Here is a 16962-nt window from a genome sequence, read left to right as displayed (position 1 = left end):
GTCGAATGCGGCTGCAGGCGGCTCGGAGGCTACTGCAGCAGAACCGGCAGATTGAGCGGGCCGCGGAAACCGAATCCGTGCCAGCGCACACTCACTGGATCAGGCAAGGTCATTTTAGGGAAGCGATCGAACAGCAGCGGTAGGAGGACGTCCCCCACAGTTCGCCGCGAAAGGTGCGCGCCCGCGCAATGATGCGGGCCATTCCCAAACGCCTGGTGAGGGTTGGGTTCGCGAAGGGCGTTATAGTTTTCACCGTCTTGGAAGACCTCCTCGTCCCGGTTGGCGGAGGCCTGGATTGTCATAACGGTTTCGCCCTTCGGGATGAAGTAGTCGCGAATTTCCGTGTCCTCCATTACAAGCCGTGAACTGGCCTGGATCGGCGCCACCCATCGGATTCCTTCCTCGAAGGCTGCGCGCCATTTGCCCTCTGCGCGCACGGCCTCAAGCTGATCGAGGTTGGTCAAAAGGCCGTAGAGGACCGTCAGCAGAGCGTCGCGCGGCTCGTTGATGCCGCCGCCAATTGCGATTTTCACGTTGGCGATCATCTGGCTTTCCGGAATCGGATTCTTTGCATTCACCATGAAGGAGAGGGCGGAGGAGTCTGGCTCGGCTCGCACCCGCTCGGCATTAGCCCGGATGCATCTATCCATCTCCGCGTTGGCGATGTCGGTTGCTTGGAAAGGGCCGGGCGTCCAGCCGAAATTGCCGGCACCGTCAATCAGCATCTGCGACCACCGCTGCATGTCCTCATCGCTCGCATCCGGAACGCCCATCGCATGCGCCAGAATCCGTGCAGCAAGGGGCCCCGCGAGCGCTGGAAACAGATCAACAACCTCGCCGCGCGGCAAACGGTCGAGATACCTCTCCGCGAGGTCCGCATATAGCGCCGCCCAGACAGATTCAATTGTCTTCGGCATCAAGGCGGGCATCATAGCCATGCGTTCGCTCCGGTGCTCCTCGTGGTCCTTCCGCATCAGCGTATGTGCAAGAAAGGCGCGCTTCATGGGCGTGTTCGGATCATTGGAGCTGAACAAGGTTGGATTGTCTTTGATGTACCTAGTGTCAGCGGCCTTGGTGAGAAACGTGCGGCCCACTGATTTGACCCGCAACACGGGCGCTTGGCGCCTCAAGCGCTTGTAGATCGGATAGGGATCGCGAATGAGGTCCGCGATGGTGATCGTCTCGTCCAAGGGGCTCGAGCGGTCTGTCACGTAGGTCATCCGTCGTCCACTCCCTAGTATGAGCCGAGGTAGGGCAAGCGCAATGGGCTAAACTATCATCAGCGCGGATTCGTTCACAGACAACGGCAAACGATAGGCTTTTCTATCGAAAGAGGCAGAAGTGCTGAGGCGATTTCAAGAGGCGAGAGGCACCTATCAAGCTGTGACACTGTGCTTCCTCCGCTAAAGGAGCGCTTCGGCGATCGGATGTCTGCGCACACCCCAAATCCGCGTCTGGATGCCTGGATCGGTCCTGTTTGCAATGCGCGATCGTTTCTGAGCACGTCGCTGCGGAGCCGGCGAGGTGAACCGAACGACCACTGCTGCTTCCGCGCACCACACCGGCGGGTTCCATTTTCTCCGGACCGGTCGAGGCCTGATTAGACCCCCACCGGCGGGTTGCTCCGTCGCGTTCAGTCAAACCGGATGCGGCGATTGTGAATTCAGGCAGCGCCCTATCTCCGCGTGAAGCTTGCCAGCGAATGCTCGAGGAAGAAACGCAGCATCTCCCTGGTCGCGTCCGGCCCGTGCGGATCCGTGTAGGACCCGGCAGGACTGCCTCCCGACCAGGCATGGGCGGCGCCGTGGACGCTCCAGTGCTCGGACATGTCCACGCCACCTCCATCGGTAAAGATAGTGCGGGTATACGCGTGCCCCTCAGGTACTCGCCCGCGAAGAATCTTCGTCCTCACGCTCGCATCTTCGCCCGGCCCACGGAGAATCCGGTCAGCATTGCTCGGATGCACCGTGGTGTCGCGATCGCCATGGAAGACGATAGTCGGCACCGACGCGCCAGCCGTCCCGATCGGTCCAGCACTGCCCTGCTGCATAGCGGCCAGGGCGGACGGAAGGTCGCTGGCAGCCCCGCAGGCCAGGCCGGAGTGGATGCCGATGGCGGCGTATAGGTCGGGGTACGTCGCACCCATGATGGCCGCGGCGGCCCCGCCGGCCGACAGGCCTGCGACGTAGACGCGCTTGGGATCGATAGGATGCTCCTGCATGATCTGGCGCGTGATGCCGGCGATCAGCGAAGGCTCGCCACCATCCCGCATCTGGTCCCCCGTGCGAAACCAGTTCCAGCATTTCGCATGGTTGGCGCTGCGTGCCTGCTCCGGATAGACAACGAAGCAATTCCGCTCGTCCGCCAGAAAATTCATCCGGGTGCCGGCGGCGAAATCGTCCGGTGACTGAGTGCAGCCGTGAAGCATGACAATGAGGGGACGCGGTCCTCTATCAGAGCGGCTGGGAATGAACAGCTTGTAGGTCCGACTTCCCGCCGCGTTGGTGAAGCTGGCAGCGACGAACCTTGTGCCGTCCGGTGCAATATCCGCCTTGGACAGTGGAGCGCGCCCGACCGGACCTGGCAGGCTGAAATCGGAAAGATCTTTAATGCCGCCGAAGGGCGCGCGGCCTTTGTGGCGTTTGGCAGGGGTGGCTTGCGTGCACGGCCCGCTCTCCCTCTCCTCGACGACATTGGCCTTCAGCTCGAGTGTCGGCGGCTCGAGCCTCGCATGCTCGACAGGCGCAGCATTTCCGCTTGTCGCTGCGGGGCCGTCATGGCCGCGCAGCATTCGCTGCAGCACTGCAGTGGCTTCGACCAGTTGGCCGGCACGTGTGAGGCGGGTCGCTTCCCGGACCATGTCTGGATTCAGCATCGTTTCACCTCGTTCGGTCGGCGAGAGCGGCCTTGACCGCGGGGCTGGCATGAAGGGCTCCGAGCACCGAGACCGAGGCGATTGTGGCGCGCGCCAGTTCGGGCGTGACGTCCTGGTCGATGGTCGCCAAGCCGAGGACGTTGATGTGCAGCATCTCGCCGTCGCGCCGCGCCCTCTCGAGATCGACGCGGGAATAATTACGCAGCCCCAGGTCGAGACTTTTACGGGCCGTCGATTGCTTGACCACATCCGCGTGCCGCTCGAGCTGGTTGCGGATCGCCGTCCGGATGAAATCGGTGCGGTTCGAATAAAACCCTTCCTGCACCATGAGATCGACCTGGCCGAGGTCCACATAGCCCAGGTTGATTGTGATCTTCTCCGTATCCGGGGTCCGGGGTCGCAGTTCGCGTACATTGTCGGTCATTAGGTACATCCATTGGGACCATCCAGAAGGATGGCGGCTGGATGGTAAATGGACATTAACTGGGGGAATTTCAAGGCGGCAGGCAAACATCTCCCGCCGCCGCGGTTTCGGGGCGGGATCCGCAGCCGTTTCGCGAACCTTCCGAGGATAGGACGGACCCTTCGTCCGGCCGTCAGGTCTAACCGTCTGAAATCAACTGAGGGCTCGTTGGTTAGCGTGTTATCATCGCGGCTAGGAGGAAGACACATGTCCACTTCCAAGAAGCGATTAGCACCCCATGATTTTCCGGTGACCGCCGAAGGACAAAAGATCAAGAAGCAAGATGGCGAGCCCATCGCCACTACGGAGGATCATGAAACCGCTGCCGACCTGGCCGAGCGCATCAACGACGACGAAGCGCGCCGTGAGGAGGACAAATGGTCGGCCTGAGCGCCTTCTCTCAGTCCTCCAGCGGCGTGTCGATCAGCTTCAGCAATTGCTGACGCTCTGGACCCCGGGCGCCACTGCGCAGGAATTGGCCGATATCCGTATAGGAGACTTGGCCCCCTGAGCCGATGTTGGGCTGGTGCTTCACGACGGGCGTATTCGTCTGCGGATCTCGCGTCAGCGCCCAGACGTCACCATTGCTGCTTTCGTAGAGAACTCGCTCGCTCATACCGACCAATCGAATGGACGATCATCCGTTCCAGATTGTCCGAAGGCAGCTGCGAGCATCTATGTCGATTTCTCGCTGCGACGCGGAGCGGACGCGCCGCCACGTGGCCGGCAACACGAGCTCGTAGTTCGGCCTGACCTACAGCAGCTTCAAGCACGGATCGACACTGCGGCCGGCTGCGGCATCAGAGCAATTCCGCAAGCATGTGCGCCGCGCGTGCTGCGCCGCCGCTTTCGACCGGTTTAGAGAACGTCGGCTCGGTCAGGGCGCGGATAGTCGCTTCAGCAATCATCTCGGGAGTTGAGCCCGCATAGTTCATACGCCGGCCGGCGCTATAGCGATCCAGTCGATATGCCACATGGTAGTTCTGTTCGAAATGATTCTGCAGCGGGAAATAGATGAAGGGGGTGCCAGCCGCTGTCAGCTCCATGCACGTCGTAAGTCCGCCCTGCACGATGGCCAGGTCGCAGGCTGCGAGATGTCGGTCAAGATCGGCCACGAATGATCGAACTTCAACGCCGGCCGGAGCGCTCAATGTCGCCGGATCAATCCGGGGACCGGCGATCACGATCATGCGCAACTCCGGTATCCTGGACCGTACCAGCGGATAACTCTCCAAAACGCGCCGGATGAGCGGCGCACCGACGCCTGAACCGCCCACCGTGACGATGCAGACGCGCTCCCCGTCTCGGTAGCCGAGCCGTCGTCGAAGCTCGGAGCGCGGCCCGAATGTCTGCGGGTGTTCACCGAGAATGTAACCCGCGAACTCGAAGTGCTTAGGCACCCAGTTCGGCATTTCGGGAAGATCCCTACCGAACGACCGAGGAATGACGTCGTCCGCGTTTCCGACAAAGATCGCGCGATCACGCACGCCGGGATGCCGTTCTACATGCTCGATCATCTCGGCATTGTAATCGGTTGTCAGGAATGCCTCGTGTTCGCCACCTGAGGGCATCGGAACGAACCCGACGAAGTCAGTGAACCACACCAGCGGTGCCCGTTTCAGTTCGGGATGCTCGTGCCAGTAGTGATCGATGTCCCACGCCTCGTCGGCGATCACGAGGTCATAACGCAACTCCTCGACGGCATCCTGAAATGTCATGAAGTTGGCGATCAGCACTTCGTCCATTCGGCGAATCGCCTGAAAGGCATGCAGTTCATGTTCGCCGGATTCCATTTCGATATGGCGGGTTTCACTGGCCAGGCGACCGCTGAGCGGATGAACGGTCTCGCCACCCGCTTCGAGCAACCGGGTGACCGGGTCCTGTGCCAGCCAGTGGACCTGCAGATCAGGAAGCACGTTACGTAACTGCCGCGTGATGGCGATGTCACGACGGGCGTGGCCGAGCCCGATTGGGGATGACAGGTAGAGGACGCGCTTCGGCCCTGGCCGCGCAGGAGTCCGTTTAGGCCGAGCAGCCAGGCCGAGCCGGCGCTGCAAAAAATCTGCAATCAGGGTGTTGCACTTCGCCGGAAAGCGACCGAGTGGATTGTGGCCTCCTCCCTCGAGGGTCGTTAACTCCGCACCTGTCAGGTCGGCCACGATTTGCGCTCGCGCATGTGGCTGGATTCGATCGTCGTTGCCATGGATCATCAGGACCGGGCAGCTGATTTTGCGATACATGGCCTCGCTCGCATCGAAGGCCGGCGGTATCGTCCGCGCGTTCACCGTCCTGGCGAGGATGGATCCCGTAGTCTCGCTGGCCCAGCCCACGGCGTCCTCGATTTGCTTGGTCGAATGTGGCTCGGAGAAGATGGAGCCGACGAAGTAAGCCGCGAAATCCTGATAGTTCGAGAGCCAGTAGGCGTTGTTGTATTTGTCCCAGTCCTTGAACTCTGCGCGCCTGGCCTGAAAGTGGTCCGGCGTCATGTAAGGATAGGCGGGCCCTACGCTGGCCGATGCACCGACCAGGATCGCGGCCTTGACGCGTTCCGCATGGTGAGCCGCTATCACAGATGCGATCATCCCGCCGAGCGAGAGGCCGACAAGAATGGCAGTGCCAGCTCGTGCCGCATCCATGACGGCAAGTGCATCTGCGACGTAGTTGTCCAGCGTATAGGCCGCCACTTCGTCCGGCCGATCGGATCGGCCATTGCCTCGGCTGTCATAAGTGACGCAGCGGAAGCGCTCGCTGAACCAGGGCAATTGCGCTTTGTAAACCCGCGAATGAACGATGCTCCACGGTGGCACGAAGATGATAGTTTCCGGGCCGCTACCGTAGATCTCGTAGTGAAGCTTCACACCGTTACGTTCAACTATTCCTTCGAAAACTGGAAGCTTGGCGCGCATGTCAGCACCTCATTTTCGGTGAGCGCTCTCGACGATCCGAATAAGATCTCCAAAGCGCCGAAGAGCCGGCCGGACAGGAACGCCTTTCTTTTCCAATCCGAGCAGGTAGTGGCTCTCCGCGCCGATAAAGGCGTGGGCGACCAACGCGGCGACCTCCTCGGCCGTGAAGGGGCCGAGACCGCCGAATTCGCGCTCGGCTCGGCGGGCGAGGTCCGTGATCAGCTTGATCCAGCCCATGATGCCGGCCTGGACCACTTTTGCCACGGGGCCGTCACCCCAGCTGGCAGCCATCAGCTCCTGCAGCACGCGAACGTATCCCGAGGCTATGTCCTCGTCGAGATAGTCGCAGGCACGGTCCCACTGCTCGGACAGCTTTAGCGCGGAATCTCGAAACAGTGCGTTCTGGCGGGCGAGTAGCTGCGAGTTGAGGTACTCGAACAGCGCCAGCATCATCCCTTGTTTCGAACCGAAATGATAATGGATCTGGCTGAGTGGGACACCAGCCGCGGCAGCAACATCGCGGGTGGACAGCTTGGCGTATCCTTTTTGCCTAAGCACCTTCTTTGCGGACTCCAGCACTACCGTCCTGGTGTCTGCCTTCACGCCGTTTCGCGGCATCCGTGTCCCCCTTCCTTGGCTACAGCATTCGGTCCATCGGCCGAACGTCGGGCGCGCCGTGGTCACAGTCAACAAGAGACAGCCTACTTGACTCCGCGCATCATCGCAGCACATAATTCGGCCGACCGACCGAATTTAGATCTGACTGTTGTTCAACTCGAAAGCCAGAGAAGGACTGAGTCATGCGAACAGTGGACAATGACAGACTTGGCGCCCTCGTCGGAAAGATGCTGGGGGACTTGGGCGGGGCCTTTAGTGTACCGACGGCTGGGATCGGCTTCCGTCTCGGCCTGTTCCAGGCGCTGCACCGCGACGGCCCCGCGACTGCTTCTGAACTCGCACAACGAACCGGCCTGACCGAAAGGTGCGTCCGTGAATGGGCCTTTGCACAGGCCGCGAACGGCTACATCACCATCGACAAGACAGACCAGCGGTTCAGTCTGACACCTGAACAGGCAATGGTATTTGCCGTGAAGGACAGTCCCGTCTACTTGGAAGGCGCTTTCGACCTTGCGGCGGCGATGGTGGAAGGGCGACCGATGGTCGAAGCCGCATTCAGGAACGGAAACGGCGTTGCTTGGGGTGAAAGCTCGGGCTGCTTGTTCTGTGCTGTTGGCTCCTTCTTTCGTCCGGGCTATGTCAACAACATCGTGCAGTCTTGGCTACCGGCGCTGGAGGGCATGCCCACGAAGCTCTCCGAGGGTATCAAGGTAGCCGACATCGGATGCGGGGTCGGCTTTTCAACCTTGCTGATGGCGAAGGCGTTCCCGCAGAGCATATTCGTCGGCTATGATTTCCATGCGCCGTCCATTGAGCAGGCCAACGCACACGCCATGGCGCACGGTCTCGCCGACCGCGTCCGCTTCGTGACCGCGCGCGCCAAGGACATCGCTGAGCGAGACTTCGATCTCGTCACCATGTTCGACTGCCTGCACGACATGGGTGATCCCCGCGGCTGCGCAAGGCATGTGCGGAGCCTGCTTAAGCCCGGTGGTTCCTGGATGATCGTAGAGCCGATTGCCGCGGATGATCCGGTCGACAATGTCGGCAATCCGGTCAGCCGTCTCTACTATAATGCATCGACGATGATTTGCGTACCGACCTCGATGGCCCAAGAAGTCGGCGAAGCACTCGGCGCGCAGGCTGGGGAGGCAAAGCTCACTGAGGTGCTGAAGGAAGGTGGCTTCCGTCAGGTCCGTCGCGCCACCCAGGGTCCGTTCAATATAGTGCTGGAAGCGAGGACATGAAAACGTGGCCGGCATCTCGCAAGCGCGCCGCCCGAATTCCTTGGTCCGTCCTTTCTGCTGCTAAGTTGGTCAGCTTCCGGCCCATCTGCGAGCTCGGAGGTGATCCGCTCTTGGGCAGATGCTGACGGCAAACGGACATCAGACGTCCAGCCGCTGAATGCGTACGCACCTTAGTAGAGCCGGGCGGCTCTGGCCGCGCTGCTCCGCTTCAGAGCAGATCAATTCCGCACTATCGGGGCCTCGCGAAGTGCACTCCTGCCGATCTGCTTCAGCCCGTCAACCGACGTCTCGCCCTTGCTGGCAGCTTCGAGGATCATGGAGGCCACGTGGGTGCGGGCAGAGCTCTCGTAGCGTGACACGCTTTCGCACACCTCGAGGAGGACCGCGCGCAAAAGCGCGGTGGTTTCAGTATCGAACATTGGAGGTCTCCCCAGCGAAAGCAGCATTCTGCCTGAAACCGGCCGGCCGGGGATTCACGCAAGTTACGGCCAACGAAGAATTCTGCGGAATGACTGCGAGATTGAGCGTGGCACCGCCTTTGGGGGGCTGGGGGGCTAGAGGGCGGAGCCACGCAGGCCCTGCATTCGCGCGGACCCGCCAGACCAACGGCATCCGGCCGAGCCCGTTCCACTGCCTGAGTGTCAAACGCCATCCGGAACTGCCCCCTTTGCGTCATGAAGAACTGCCCCCCACCATCGGGATTATGATTTCGGTTGAAGGTTGTTTCCGCCGGTGACGGGCCGGAGGGAGGCGGAGCCGACCGGAGGGCCGTCACCGGCGGTCGGCGTCTTGATGAGGCCGCTCTTGCGCTTGGCTCGGAGCCGGTAGCTGTCGCCGCGGATCGTCAGCACGTGGCTGTGGTGCAAGAGCCGGTCGAGGATCGCGGTGGCGACCACGGGATCAGCGAACACGGTGCCCCATTCGGCAACACTGCGGTTCGAGGTGATCAGCATGGCGCCAGTTTCGTAGCGCCGGCTGACCAGTTGGAAGAACAGATGTGCCGCGTCAGGTTCCAGCGGCAGGTAGCCGAGCTCGTCGACGATCAGCAGCTTTGGCTTCGATAGCGCGAGCAGTTTCTCGTCCAGACGCCGTTCGCCATGGGCCTTGGCAAGGCCTGCGACCAGCGTCGTCGCCGTGGTGAACTGCACCGTGTACCCGGCCAGGATCGCCTCTCGCCCCAGCGAGATCGACAAGTGCGTCTTGCCGACTCCGGGTGGCCCGAGCAACAGCACGTTCTCTCCGTTGGCGATCCAACGTGACGCGGCAAGGTCACGGATCTGTTTGGGATCGATCGACGGCTGCGCCTCGAAGTCGAAGCCCGCCAGTTCCTTGACGGCTGGGAAGTGTGCGAGCTTCAGCGCCATCTCGATGCGGCGATGATCCTTGCGTGCGATCTCGCGCTCGCACAGCAGGATCAGCGTCTCACGCGCCGACAGGTTCGCGCGCGCCGCCTCGTCGAGCAGGCTGTCGAGCTGATCGCGGATGCAGGAGAGCTGCAATCGCGCCAGCATGGCATCGAGCGGATCAATCGTTTCTTCTATTATCTTCTTTCCCCACGCCATCAGAAGCCTCCACCGACCACAGCTTCGTATTCGGCAAGAGAGCGTAACAACGACGGCGGTGGAGACGGATCCAGCACTGCCGCGACGGCCTCGCGCTCGGAGTCGTACGAGGATTCCATGTACCCAAATATAGCTGCAGATCGTAAACGATCACGCACCAGTGGGACCGTAGCAATCCGGGGTCGGCACCATACGCCGGGGCTGTGTAGCCGTCCGATACCCGCCCGATGTGCCCCATTCCTTAGCCCCGCATCCTAAGAAGTGCGATGCGCTCCCGCTCCTCGCTCGTCAATGTCATGATTGCCGGAGACCGCGTGAAGCGTAGATGCGGATTGCGCAGGATACGTCCGTTTTCCATTCGAAGTGTCGGATGACGGTCTCGCGGTTGAACGATCCCGCCATGCTGATCAGTTGAAGCGAGCCAACCATTTGCTCGACCCGGTCCGCTTGTCCCAAAGGCAGGAGCAAGCGCTCACAATCGATCGTATGGCCCCCGCTGTTGTAGGTCGAAAACACGTTGTAGATGGCGCAGCCGCTGGACACGCATTGTTCGGCGGCAGCTAGACCGAACTCCTTCAACGCCGGTGGCAGAACCTCTTCCATCGATTTTCCGGCCCAGCTCGAATTGAAGACCTCTCCTACGCTGGCGCCTTGGTAAAGCGCTCGAAACGTTTGCCCGTCTGCCCGGCGCTCAACACTCCAGATGATCAGTTGTTTTGGGTCATGCAGCCGCGCTTCCGGCCTGAACTGATCTAGAGAAGGGAAGCGCAGATTGCCGGCCGTGCGTGCCCAAAACCGGCACATGGCCTGCTGACTGATGGACTTCACATCGGCGAAAGAACCGTCTGTGTATTGCATGGCCCCTCAAACCTACACGCCACAGCGTTAACGAGCCGTAGTTCGACCAGCCTTCAGCGCTAAACAAGCGGCGAAGATGGCTCAGCGGTGGCGCCTGGGCAGGGGCCTGGCTGCGCCACATTCGTAGCGCTCGCGCTCGGCAGCCGCTGCGCGAGCGCCCCTGCAAGACGACTCAACTGCACCGACACTCCCGAAAAGCTCGTGAATTGCTTGTCTTTCAGATATCTCACGCCGAGCGGTCCCGATATTGTGGGGCCTGACGGGACTACCTCATCGGCTCACCACGAGAAGAGATGTTTCAAGACGCATCGGATCTGGCCGCGATGGCCGAGGTACTAGGCCGATCGAGCGACTACCGGGTGCTGCGGCGCCTGGTACCACGGCCAACGTCGATGCCGGCCTCCGGACAGGAAACGAGGATCGGCATCCTGCTCGACACCGAAACCGCCGGCCTCGACCACCGCAAAGACGAAGTCATCGAGCTCGGCATGGTCAAGTTCGCCTACACGCCGGACGGGCGCATCATTGATGTCAGGGACACGTTCTCCGCCTTCAATGAGCCGTCCAAGCCGATCCCGGCCGAGATCACGGCGCTTACCGGCATCACCGACGAAATGGTGGCCGGCCACAACATCGACGAGGCCGCCGTGAACGCCTTCGTCGATGATTCCGTGGTCCTGGTCATCGCGCACAACAGTGGATTCGATCGGAAGTTTTCCGAACGCTACTGGCCCGTCTTCGAGCGCAAGGCGTGGGCATGTTCCGCGACCGAGGTCCAGTGGCGGCAGCACGGCTTCGATGGAGCGAAGCTCGGCTACCTTCTGAATGGCGCCGGCTATTTTCACCAGGCGCACCGCGCGGTTGACGACTGTCACGCGCTGCTCGAGATCTTGGACTTCGACCTACCAACGACCGGCGCGCCCGCGCTCGCCGTCCTGCTCGAGACCGCACGACAGAAGACCATCCGGATCTGGGCCGAACAGTCGCCGTTCGAACTCAAGGATTCGCTGAAGCGGCGCGGCTATCGCTGGAGCGACGGCACGGACGGTCGGCCAAAGTCCTGGTATGTCGACGTCTGCGAGTCCGCGCTCGACGCGGAGCTCGCATTTCTCCGGTCAGAGATCTATCTTCGCGACGTGGAGCCGCGGCTGCAGACGCTGACCGCTTTCACGCGCTTCTCCAGCCGGATCTGAGGTCGGCAGCTCGGGAAGAAGCCGCCGCCTGCGCATCAGCGCCCGAGACGCTTCTCGACCCGCTTACGGGAATTGCCTACTTTCTTGACCGCCTTCTTGACCGCGGGCGCGGACCGTCCGGTCTTCTTCGCCTCATAGCCGACTTCGTGCTTCTGCCCGCCCGCGACGCGCGCCCGGTCCTGCTTACGTCCTCGCGCAGTCTTCTTCTTCGCGGCTGCCATCAAGTCCTCCTTCTGCGAATCTAATGGCAATGCAACGTTGTAAGGATTCGCAGGTTCCGGAACGGTCCCTCTATCCGAGCGCGACGGCGGGCGGCAACCGGGATGGACCGGCCTGCATCGGCGTAGCTCGACAGGTGTATCTAGCCCCTCCTGTCGCGGCTGCTTCGATGCTTTCCAACAGTGGTCGCGCCAAGTCGAACCAAACGAATGATGTCGTCAAGAGGCAGCACTGTTCGGCATCATGAGGCGAGGACGCAGACCTCGCGCAGTACGCGACGGCGCCAGCTGCCATCTTGTAGTTGCCCTGAGGACCCCTCCACCCAAGCCGACTGGACCGGGCAAACTTGGAACTTCTCGGACCAGCACCTGTTGTGCCGTGCCACTATTGGAGGACGACATGAACAATAAATTTCTTCTTCTGCTGACGGCGGCCTCGCTACTCGCCGGCCCGTCGTTTGCGCAAAAGCCGCCGGCTGCCGATCGGCCCAACAATAATGCGGTCAACAGTTCCGGCCAGAACAATTCCAGCAAGCCGGTTGCAGGCGCCAACAGCTTCACCGAGGGCCAGGCCAAATCCAAGATCGAGGACGCGGGCTACACGAACGTCACATCGCTGAAGAAGGACGACAACGGCGTTTGGCGCGGAAAGGCCAGTAAAGGCGGCGCCTCATCCAAGGTGAGCCTGGATTTCCAGGGCAACGTCAACGCGGCCAAATAATTTCGCGCAGCAGCGAAGATTTAGAGGGATCCAAGATGACCATTACGATTTCACGTCTCTACGACAACTATTCCGATGCGCAGCGCGCGGTGACGAGCCTGGAGTCCGCGGGCGTGCCGCATTCGGATTTGAGCATCGTCGCGAACAATTCGGACAACTGGTACAGCACCGACAGGAAAGTCGATCGCGATCGCGATGGGGTTGACGATCGGGCGGAAGGCGCGGCTACGGGAGCGGGCCTCGGCGCAGGTCTTGGTGGCGCGGCCGGTTTGCTCGCGGGCCTTGGTTTGTTGGCTATCCCCGGCCTCGGTCCGGTAGTGGCGGCCGGATGGCTCGCGTCCACCGCGCTCGGAGCCGTTGCCGGCGGCGCGACGGGCGGAGTCGTCGGGGCGTTGACGCAGGCTGGCGTATCCGACGAGGAAGCACCACTCTACGCCGAAGGTGTGAGGCGCGGCGGCACGCTGGTTTCGGCTCGTGTGGCAGATGCGGACCGCGCGCGATATGAAGCGATCCTGAACCAGTCCGCGGTCAATCTGCGCGACCGAAGCGCAGTCTGGCAGAAGGCCGGGTGGAAGAGCTACGATCCCTCCGCCAAACCTTACGGGGCGGAGGAGGTCCGCAGAGAACGCCAACTCTACGGCACCGGAATGCGATGAATAACCGCCGCCCGCACACCAGGCGGGCCGCCATTTCTTGCGCACGATTACCCATTATCGAACTCAGGAGCCGAAATGAGCCGCGGAATGCCATCGATGACCGCCCTCTTGGGTATGCTCGCAATCGCCGGTTATCAAAATCGGGACAAGCTCGCCGACATGTTTCGCAATGCTACCTCCGGTCAGCCGGCGGGTGCCAAGGATTCCCTGAGCGGCATGCTCGGCAATCTTGGTGGCCTTGTGGGAGGCGGTGGCGTCGGTTCGCTGCTGAATGGCGGGATCGGCGAGTTGCTCGAGCACTTCAAGCAGAACGGACAGGGCGACGCGGCTCAATCCTGGATCAATCAGGGGCCAAACCGCGAAGTCACTCCGCCCGAGCTCCAGCAGGCTATCGGTCCGGACGTTCTTCAAAAACTGGAGCAGCAGACCGGCCTGTCTCAGCAGGAGATCCTCGACCGATTGTCGCGCGAACTTCCGACGGCCGTGGACAAGTACACGCCTGACGGACGTCTCCCGGCGCAATCGGCGGGATAACACTATCGCAAGCCTCGAGGGAGAGACATGAGCATAATCTGGACGATCATCATCGGTTTCATCGCAGGCGTTATCGCGAAGTTCATCATGCCCGGCGACAACGAGCCCTCAGGTTTCATCCTAACTACGATCCTGGGGATCGTGGGTGCGTTCGTTGCGACCTATCTTGGCCAATCTCTGGGCTGGTATCGGCCCGGAGAAGGCGCAGGACTAGTGGGGGCAGTGGTAGGCGCCATCATCGTGCTTCTCGTCTACGGTTTTGTGGCCGGTCGCAGCCGCCGGGCCATCTAACCAACGGACGGAATTCTTCGCGTTAGCGGAGAATTCGCCCGGCGCAAAAGGCGATCGGCACGATGAAATGGATGCTCGTTGTCCTGGTAGGAGGCATGACCCCGGTCAACACCAACCTGGTTTTCGACAAGTTCGCCGATTGCCTTGCCGCCGAGGAGCAGATGCGAAAGCACTATACGGACGCTTTCGAGGCCTGGGACCGATGGGCCGCAGCCAACATCGAGCGACGACGCGAATACACAAAGGCGCGACCTCCAGGCCAAACGGCTGCTCAGCAATATCGGTACGTGCGTTCCTCATGCCGGCGGCGACCCCACGCCGCCTCAGCAGCAGAGCAATCCGACACCTCCTCAAGCCGCGCCCGCGCCGCAGCCAAGTCCGAAAACGTGAGGTCTGACCGTTCGGAGCCGGGCGGTCGCGAACCAATGTTGCTGCTGCTTGCGAATCGCTTTTCACCGCCGTCGGTAGGCTGAGCTGCGGCTCAGTGTGGCAGCGCGCGAGTGGATGGAAGCTCACCCTTTTGAGTTAGACCCCTTAATGCACCCGAACAGGCCTGGGGCCTCCTCGCTTTGCCGCGCCTGACGCCGAAGCTTCTGTGGCCCATCACCTCTGTCGTCGAAACTTTAGCAATTTTTGCATATCTTTTTCACGGTCTGGTCGACTGTGCTGTTCTCCTGATCGATCTTGGCGTCACTATCGTGTTGATCAGTGGTCGTCGGCCGACCGATGCCGCCCGCGGCGGCCCCTTGGGTATTGGCAGCAGGCGTTCCGGATGAAGCTGCGGTTCCGGCAGCATTGGTGCCGGGGCTTGCGGCATTCGTGCTGTTTCCATTGGTCGCTCCCTGATTGAGCCCGGATTGAGGAGTAGGAGTACCATTGGCGATACCGGTTAGTCGCATTGGTGGTGCCGGTGGTTGGATGGGTATTTGCATTCGGGGCAGTAGCCGACGGGCTTGCCGTCCCGCCCGAGTTCGCGGGGCCTGCGCCTCCTGTAGCGGACGGAGATGCTGCAGTTGAGCCCCCTGCACCTGCAGACGACGACGCGCCGCCAGCGCTTCCACCGGCAGATCCGCCGGCACTACCGCCGCCGCCTCCACCCCCACCTTGCGCAAATGCTGCGCAAGGGATGACGATAGCTAAGACAACTGCAATGCCAAAGCGTTTCATTGCGCGACTCCTTTGGCGAAGAAGCCACGCTGCTGCGTTTCGTTTCTAGGCGTTGGGTCGAGCCGATGCTTTGGGGCGCCCTTCCAGCAGGGCCAGGCCAGTAACCGAACCATAGGGGAGACCGAGCGTTATCGACATTATGTCAGACGCTTTCGACTACTTTCGGGCTTACGCTGTCCGAGCTCTATGCAAGGCCCGATCCATGCCGCACGGCAGGATGAAGCATCTGCAGCTGCTGGCCGGGCGGATCTATAATCTTCTCAAGAAGGAGGCAGCTTACACTCCTAACACGCAGCACCTTGAAGACTTCCGGGCAGCCCAGAGGCTGGAGAGGTCTCTCGACCGTCCGCCTGGCCAAGGCTCGGGCGCTGGGACTTGCTTTAGTCCGCCGAGGTCGCAGGACGCGGGACGGGAGGCTTGTTGAATGCCTTCCCTCGACACCCGTGGTGTAGCAAACCTGCTGCGGGAATATGCGCAGCGCACCGCCTTGCGCGGCGGCAACCCCTACCGGGCAAAAGCCTGTTCCCGGGCCGCCGACAGCCTGGCAGCCCTTGCCGTCCCTCTGCATGTGCTGATCGCTGAAGACCGGCTCAAGGAAATCCCCGGCGTCGGCGAGGCGATCGCCGACATTATCGCCAAGCTTCACAAGACGGGCTCTCATCCGACCCTGGAAAAGCTCCGGAAGGAGATACCCGAGGGCGTGCTCGAGATGCTCGCCGTTCCCGGCCTCCGCCCCGAGAAGGTGCTGCGGCTTTACAAGGATCTCGGTATCACCTCGCTCGCCGAGTTGGAGGCCGCCGCCAACGACGACCGTATCAAGAAGGCCAAAGGTCTCGGCGCCGCGCTGCAAGCCAAGATCCTGCAGAACCTGGCCATCGCGAAAAGCGGAGAAGGCCGCCTCCATCTGCACCGTGCCGCCGTCCTGCTCGCGCACGCCAAGGATTCGCTCCGCAAGGCCCGGCCGGAGCTTAAACGCGTGACGATCGCAGGCGACTTCCGCCGCGGCTGCGAACTCGTCGGCGACCTCACGATCGTCGCGGAGGCTGTCAAGATCCAGAAGGCGGCGAATGCTTCGGCGGCGGACGGACTGCAAATCCGCTTGTCCGACCGCAATCACTTCGGCGCCGCCCTTCTTTTCGGCACCGGCTCAGCCGCTCACATCGAGAGGCTCCAGGCTTTGGCCGCGGAGAAAGGAATGCGGCTGGAGAGCGACGGGCTGCACAAGGGTCGCACCCTGATCGCCGGCGACGAGGCCCAGATCTATAGTGCCCTCGGCCTGCCGTTCATCGATCCTGAACTCCGTGAGGGCCGCGGCGAGGTCGAGCTGGCGCTGAAGGGCAAGTTGCCGAAGCTCGTCACTGACAAGGACCTGCGCGGAATCCTTCACTGCCACACCGATGCCTCCGACGGCACGGAGACCTTGGAGACGATGGCCAAGGCGACGCGCCAGCGCGGCTTCGAGTATTTCGGGGTCGCCGACCACTCCAAGTCCGCGCACTACGCAGGCGGTCTCTCGGAGGAAGAGATCGCGCAGCAGCACCGGGACGCGGACCGGTTGAACAAGCGCTTCGGCAAGGATTTCCGGATCCTGAAAGGCATCGAGTCCGACATTCTGGCCGACGGCTCGCTGGACTATGCAGACGACGTGCTGCA

The 16962-nt window shown here is 61.7% G+C and carries 19 protein-coding genes; 9 read left to right on the top strand and 10 right to left on the bottom strand.

Annotated elements, in window-relative coordinates:
- Positions 1-29: 29 nt before the first annotated feature.
- The 3 genes from ACFQX9_RS29660 to ACFQX9_RS29650 form a co-directional block, all read right to left on the bottom strand.
- Positions 30-1220 (bottom strand): cytochrome P450, encoded by a 1191-nt coding sequence (locus ACFQX9_RS29660; protein WP_377791286.1) that lies wholly within the window; start codon positions 1218-1220, stop codon positions 30-32.
- 455 nt (positions 1221-1675) lie between these two features.
- The gene (locus ACFQX9_RS29655; protein WP_377791284.1) at positions 1676-2875 is read right to left on the bottom strand and encodes an alpha/beta hydrolase family esterase; all 1200 of its coding nucleotides are present in this window, start codon (positions 2873-2875) and stop codon (positions 1676-1678) included.
- A 4-nt stretch (positions 2876-2879) separates the two neighbouring features.
- Complete coding sequence (locus tag ACFQX9_RS29650; RefSeq protein WP_377791283.1) at positions 2880-3299, bottom strand: CopG family transcriptional regulator; 420 nt, start codon at positions 3297-3299, stop codon at positions 2880-2882.
- A 246-nt stretch (positions 3300-3545) separates the two neighbouring features.
- Here ACFQX9_RS29650 and ACFQX9_RS29645 point away from each other — a divergent pair, with 246 nt between their 5' ends.
- Entirely contained in the window at positions 3546-3728 is a 183-nt protein-coding gene (locus tag ACFQX9_RS29645; RefSeq protein WP_377791282.1) for a hypothetical protein, read from the top strand.
- A gap of 10 nt (positions 3729-3738) precedes the next feature.
- Here ACFQX9_RS29645 and ACFQX9_RS29640 read toward each other — a convergent pair whose 3' ends face one another.
- From ACFQX9_RS29640 to ACFQX9_RS29630, 3 genes are all read right to left on the bottom strand, one after another.
- Positions 3739-3954 (bottom strand): hypothetical protein, encoded by a 216-nt coding sequence (locus ACFQX9_RS29640; protein ID WP_377791281.1) that lies wholly within the window; start codon positions 3952-3954, stop codon positions 3739-3741.
- Positions 3955-4138: 184 nt separating this feature from the next.
- Entirely contained in the window at positions 4139-6244 is a 2106-nt protein-coding gene (locus ACFQX9_RS29635; RefSeq protein ID WP_377791280.1) for an alpha/beta fold hydrolase, read from the bottom strand.
- 9 nt (positions 6245-6253) lie between these two features.
- Entirely contained in the window at positions 6254-6847 is a 594-nt protein-coding gene (locus ACFQX9_RS29630; protein ID WP_377791279.1) for a TetR/AcrR family transcriptional regulator, read from the bottom strand.
- Positions 6848-7044: 197 nt separating this feature from the next.
- Between ACFQX9_RS29630 and ACFQX9_RS29625 the strand changes: the two genes are divergently transcribed.
- Positions 7045-8109 carry a methyltransferase domain-containing protein gene (locus tag ACFQX9_RS29625; protein ID WP_377791278.1) on the top strand — a complete coding sequence of 355 codons (1065 nt, stop codon included), beginning with the start codon at positions 7045-7047 and terminating at the stop codon, positions 8107-8109.
- Positions 8110-8327: 218 nt separating this feature from the next.
- Here the strand turns inward: ACFQX9_RS29625 and ACFQX9_RS29620 are convergent, their stop codons facing one another.
- From ACFQX9_RS29620 to ACFQX9_RS29610, 3 genes are all read right to left on the bottom strand, one after another.
- On the bottom strand, positions 8328-8528 hold the full coding sequence (locus ACFQX9_RS29620; RefSeq protein ID WP_377791277.1) for a hypothetical protein: 201 nt from the start codon (positions 8526-8528) through the stop codon (positions 8328-8330).
- 282 nt (positions 8529-8810) lie between these two features.
- Positions 8811-9671 (bottom strand): IS21-like element helper ATPase IstB, encoded by an 861-nt coding sequence (gene istB, locus ACFQX9_RS29615; RefSeq protein WP_377791276.1) that lies wholly within the window; start codon positions 9669-9671, stop codon positions 8811-8813.
- Between the two features lie 294 nt (positions 9672-9965).
- The gene (locus ACFQX9_RS29610; RefSeq protein ID WP_377791275.1) at positions 9966-10529 is read right to left on the bottom strand and encodes a hypothetical protein; all 564 of its coding nucleotides are present in this window, start codon (positions 10527-10529) and stop codon (positions 9966-9968) included.
- Positions 10530-10822: 293 nt separating this feature from the next.
- On the opposite strand from ACFQX9_RS29610, the gene ACFQX9_RS29605 reads away from it, so the two are divergent.
- Positions 10823-11722, top strand: a complete 900-nt coding sequence (locus ACFQX9_RS29605; protein WP_377791274.1) for a 3'-5' exonuclease — start codon at positions 10823-10825, stop codon at positions 11720-11722.
- A gap of 35 nt (positions 11723-11757) precedes the next feature.
- Here ACFQX9_RS29605 and ACFQX9_RS29600 read toward each other — a convergent pair whose 3' ends face one another.
- On the bottom strand, positions 11758-11943 hold the full coding sequence (locus ACFQX9_RS29600; RefSeq protein ID WP_106946902.1) for a DUF3606 domain-containing protein: 186 nt from the start codon (positions 11941-11943) through the stop codon (positions 11758-11760).
- 397 nt (positions 11944-12340) lie between these two features.
- Between ACFQX9_RS29600 and ACFQX9_RS29595 the strand changes: the two genes are divergently transcribed.
- The 6 genes from ACFQX9_RS29595 to ACFQX9_RS29570 form a co-directional block, all read left to right on the top strand.
- On the top strand, positions 12341-12661 hold the full coding sequence (locus ACFQX9_RS29595) for a hypothetical protein (RefSeq protein WP_377791273.1): 321 nt from the start codon (positions 12341-12343) through the stop codon (positions 12659-12661).
- Positions 12662-12696: 35 nt separating this feature from the next.
- Complete coding sequence (locus tag ACFQX9_RS29590) at positions 12697-13317, top strand: hypothetical protein (RefSeq protein ID WP_377791272.1); 621 nt, start codon at positions 12697-12699, stop codon at positions 13315-13317.
- 75 nt (positions 13318-13392) lie between these two features.
- On the top strand, positions 13393-13851 hold the full coding sequence (locus tag ACFQX9_RS29585; RefSeq protein ID WP_231190556.1) for a YidB family protein: 459 nt from the start codon (positions 13393-13395) through the stop codon (positions 13849-13851).
- A 27-nt stretch (positions 13852-13878) separates the two neighbouring features.
- Entirely contained in the window at positions 13879-14142 is a 264-nt protein-coding gene (locus ACFQX9_RS29580; RefSeq protein WP_007611688.1) for a GlsB/YeaQ/YmgE family stress response membrane protein, read from the top strand.
- A gap of 62 nt (positions 14143-14204) precedes the next feature.
- Positions 14205-14615, top strand: a complete 411-nt coding sequence (locus ACFQX9_RS29575; RefSeq protein WP_377791271.1) for a hypothetical protein — start codon at positions 14205-14207, stop codon at positions 14613-14615.
- A 1118-nt stretch (positions 14616-15733) separates the two neighbouring features.
- Positions 15734-16962, top strand: a 1229-nt coding sequence (locus ACFQX9_RS29570; protein WP_377791270.1) for a helix-hairpin-helix domain-containing protein, incomplete at its 3' end; no start/stop codon positions are given.

Source organism: Bradyrhizobium sp. GCM10028915 (assembly GCF_042666195.1).
In the GTDB taxonomy this organism is placed as follows: domain Bacteria; phylum Pseudomonadota; class Alphaproteobacteria; order Rhizobiales; family Xanthobacteraceae; genus Bradyrhizobium; species Bradyrhizobium canariense_D.
The sequence above is the reverse complement of the archived record's forward strand: the minus strand, read 5'-3'. Positions and strand labels throughout refer to the sequence as shown.

Excerpts from the sequence above, each read along its gene's own strand:
- ACFQX9_RS29625 (WP_377791278.1), top strand. The coding sequence starts at position 7,045 with ATGCGAACAGTGGACAATGACAGACTTGGCGCCCTCGTCGGAAAGATG.
- ACFQX9_RS29585 (WP_231190556.1), top strand. The coding sequence starts at position 13,393 with ATGAGCCGCGGAATGCCATCGATGACCGCCCTCTTGGGTATGCTCGCA.
- ACFQX9_RS29605 (WP_377791274.1), top strand. The coding sequence starts at position 10,823 with ATGTTTCAAGACGCATCGGATCTGGCCGCGATGGCCGAGGTACTAGGC.
- ACFQX9_RS29590 (WP_377791272.1), top strand. The coding sequence starts at position 12,697 with ATGACCATTACGATTTCACGTCTCTACGACAACTATTCCGATGCGCAG.
- ACFQX9_RS29635 (WP_377791280.1), bottom strand. The coding sequence starts at position 6,244 with ATGCGCGCCAAGCTTCCAGTTTTCGAAGGAATAGTTGAACGTAACGGT.
- ACFQX9_RS29655 (WP_377791284.1), bottom strand. The coding sequence starts at position 2,875 with ATGCTGAATCCAGACATGGTCCGGGAAGCGACCCGCCTCACACGTGCC.
- istB (WP_377791276.1), bottom strand. The coding sequence starts at position 9,671 with ATGGCGTGGGGAAAGAAGATAATAGAAGAAACGATTGATCCGCTCGAT.
- ACFQX9_RS29640 (WP_377791281.1), bottom strand. The coding sequence starts at position 3,954 with ATGAGCGAGCGAGTTCTCTACGAAAGCAGCAATGGTGACGTCTGGGCG.
- ACFQX9_RS29575 (WP_377791271.1), top strand. The coding sequence starts at position 14,205 with ATGAAATGGATGCTCGTTGTCCTGGTAGGAGGCATGACCCCGGTCAAC.
- ACFQX9_RS29580 (WP_007611688.1), top strand. The coding sequence starts at position 13,879 with ATGAGCATAATCTGGACGATCATCATCGGTTTCATCGCAGGCGTTATC.
- ACFQX9_RS29595 (WP_377791273.1), top strand. The coding sequence starts at position 12,341 with ATGAACAATAAATTTCTTCTTCTGCTGACGGCGGCCTCGCTACTCGCC.
- ACFQX9_RS29600 (WP_106946902.1), bottom strand. The coding sequence starts at position 11,943 with ATGGCAGCCGCGAAGAAGAAGACTGCGCGAGGACGTAAGCAGGACCGG.
- ACFQX9_RS29650 (WP_377791283.1), bottom strand. The coding sequence starts at position 3,299 with ATGACCGACAATGTACGCGAACTGCGACCCCGGACCCCGGATACGGAG.
- ACFQX9_RS29620 (WP_377791277.1), bottom strand. The coding sequence starts at position 8,528 with ATGTTCGATACTGAAACCACCGCGCTTTTGCGCGCGGTCCTCCTCGAG.
- ACFQX9_RS29660 (WP_377791286.1), bottom strand. The coding sequence starts at position 1,220 with ATGACCTACGTGACAGACCGCTCGAGCCCCTTGGACGAGACGATCACC.
- ACFQX9_RS29645 (WP_377791282.1), top strand. The coding sequence starts at position 3,546 with ATGTCCACTTCCAAGAAGCGATTAGCACCCCATGATTTTCCGGTGACC.
- ACFQX9_RS29610 (WP_377791275.1), bottom strand. The coding sequence starts at position 10,529 with ATGCAATACACAGACGGTTCTTTCGCCGATGTGAAGTCCATCAGTCAG.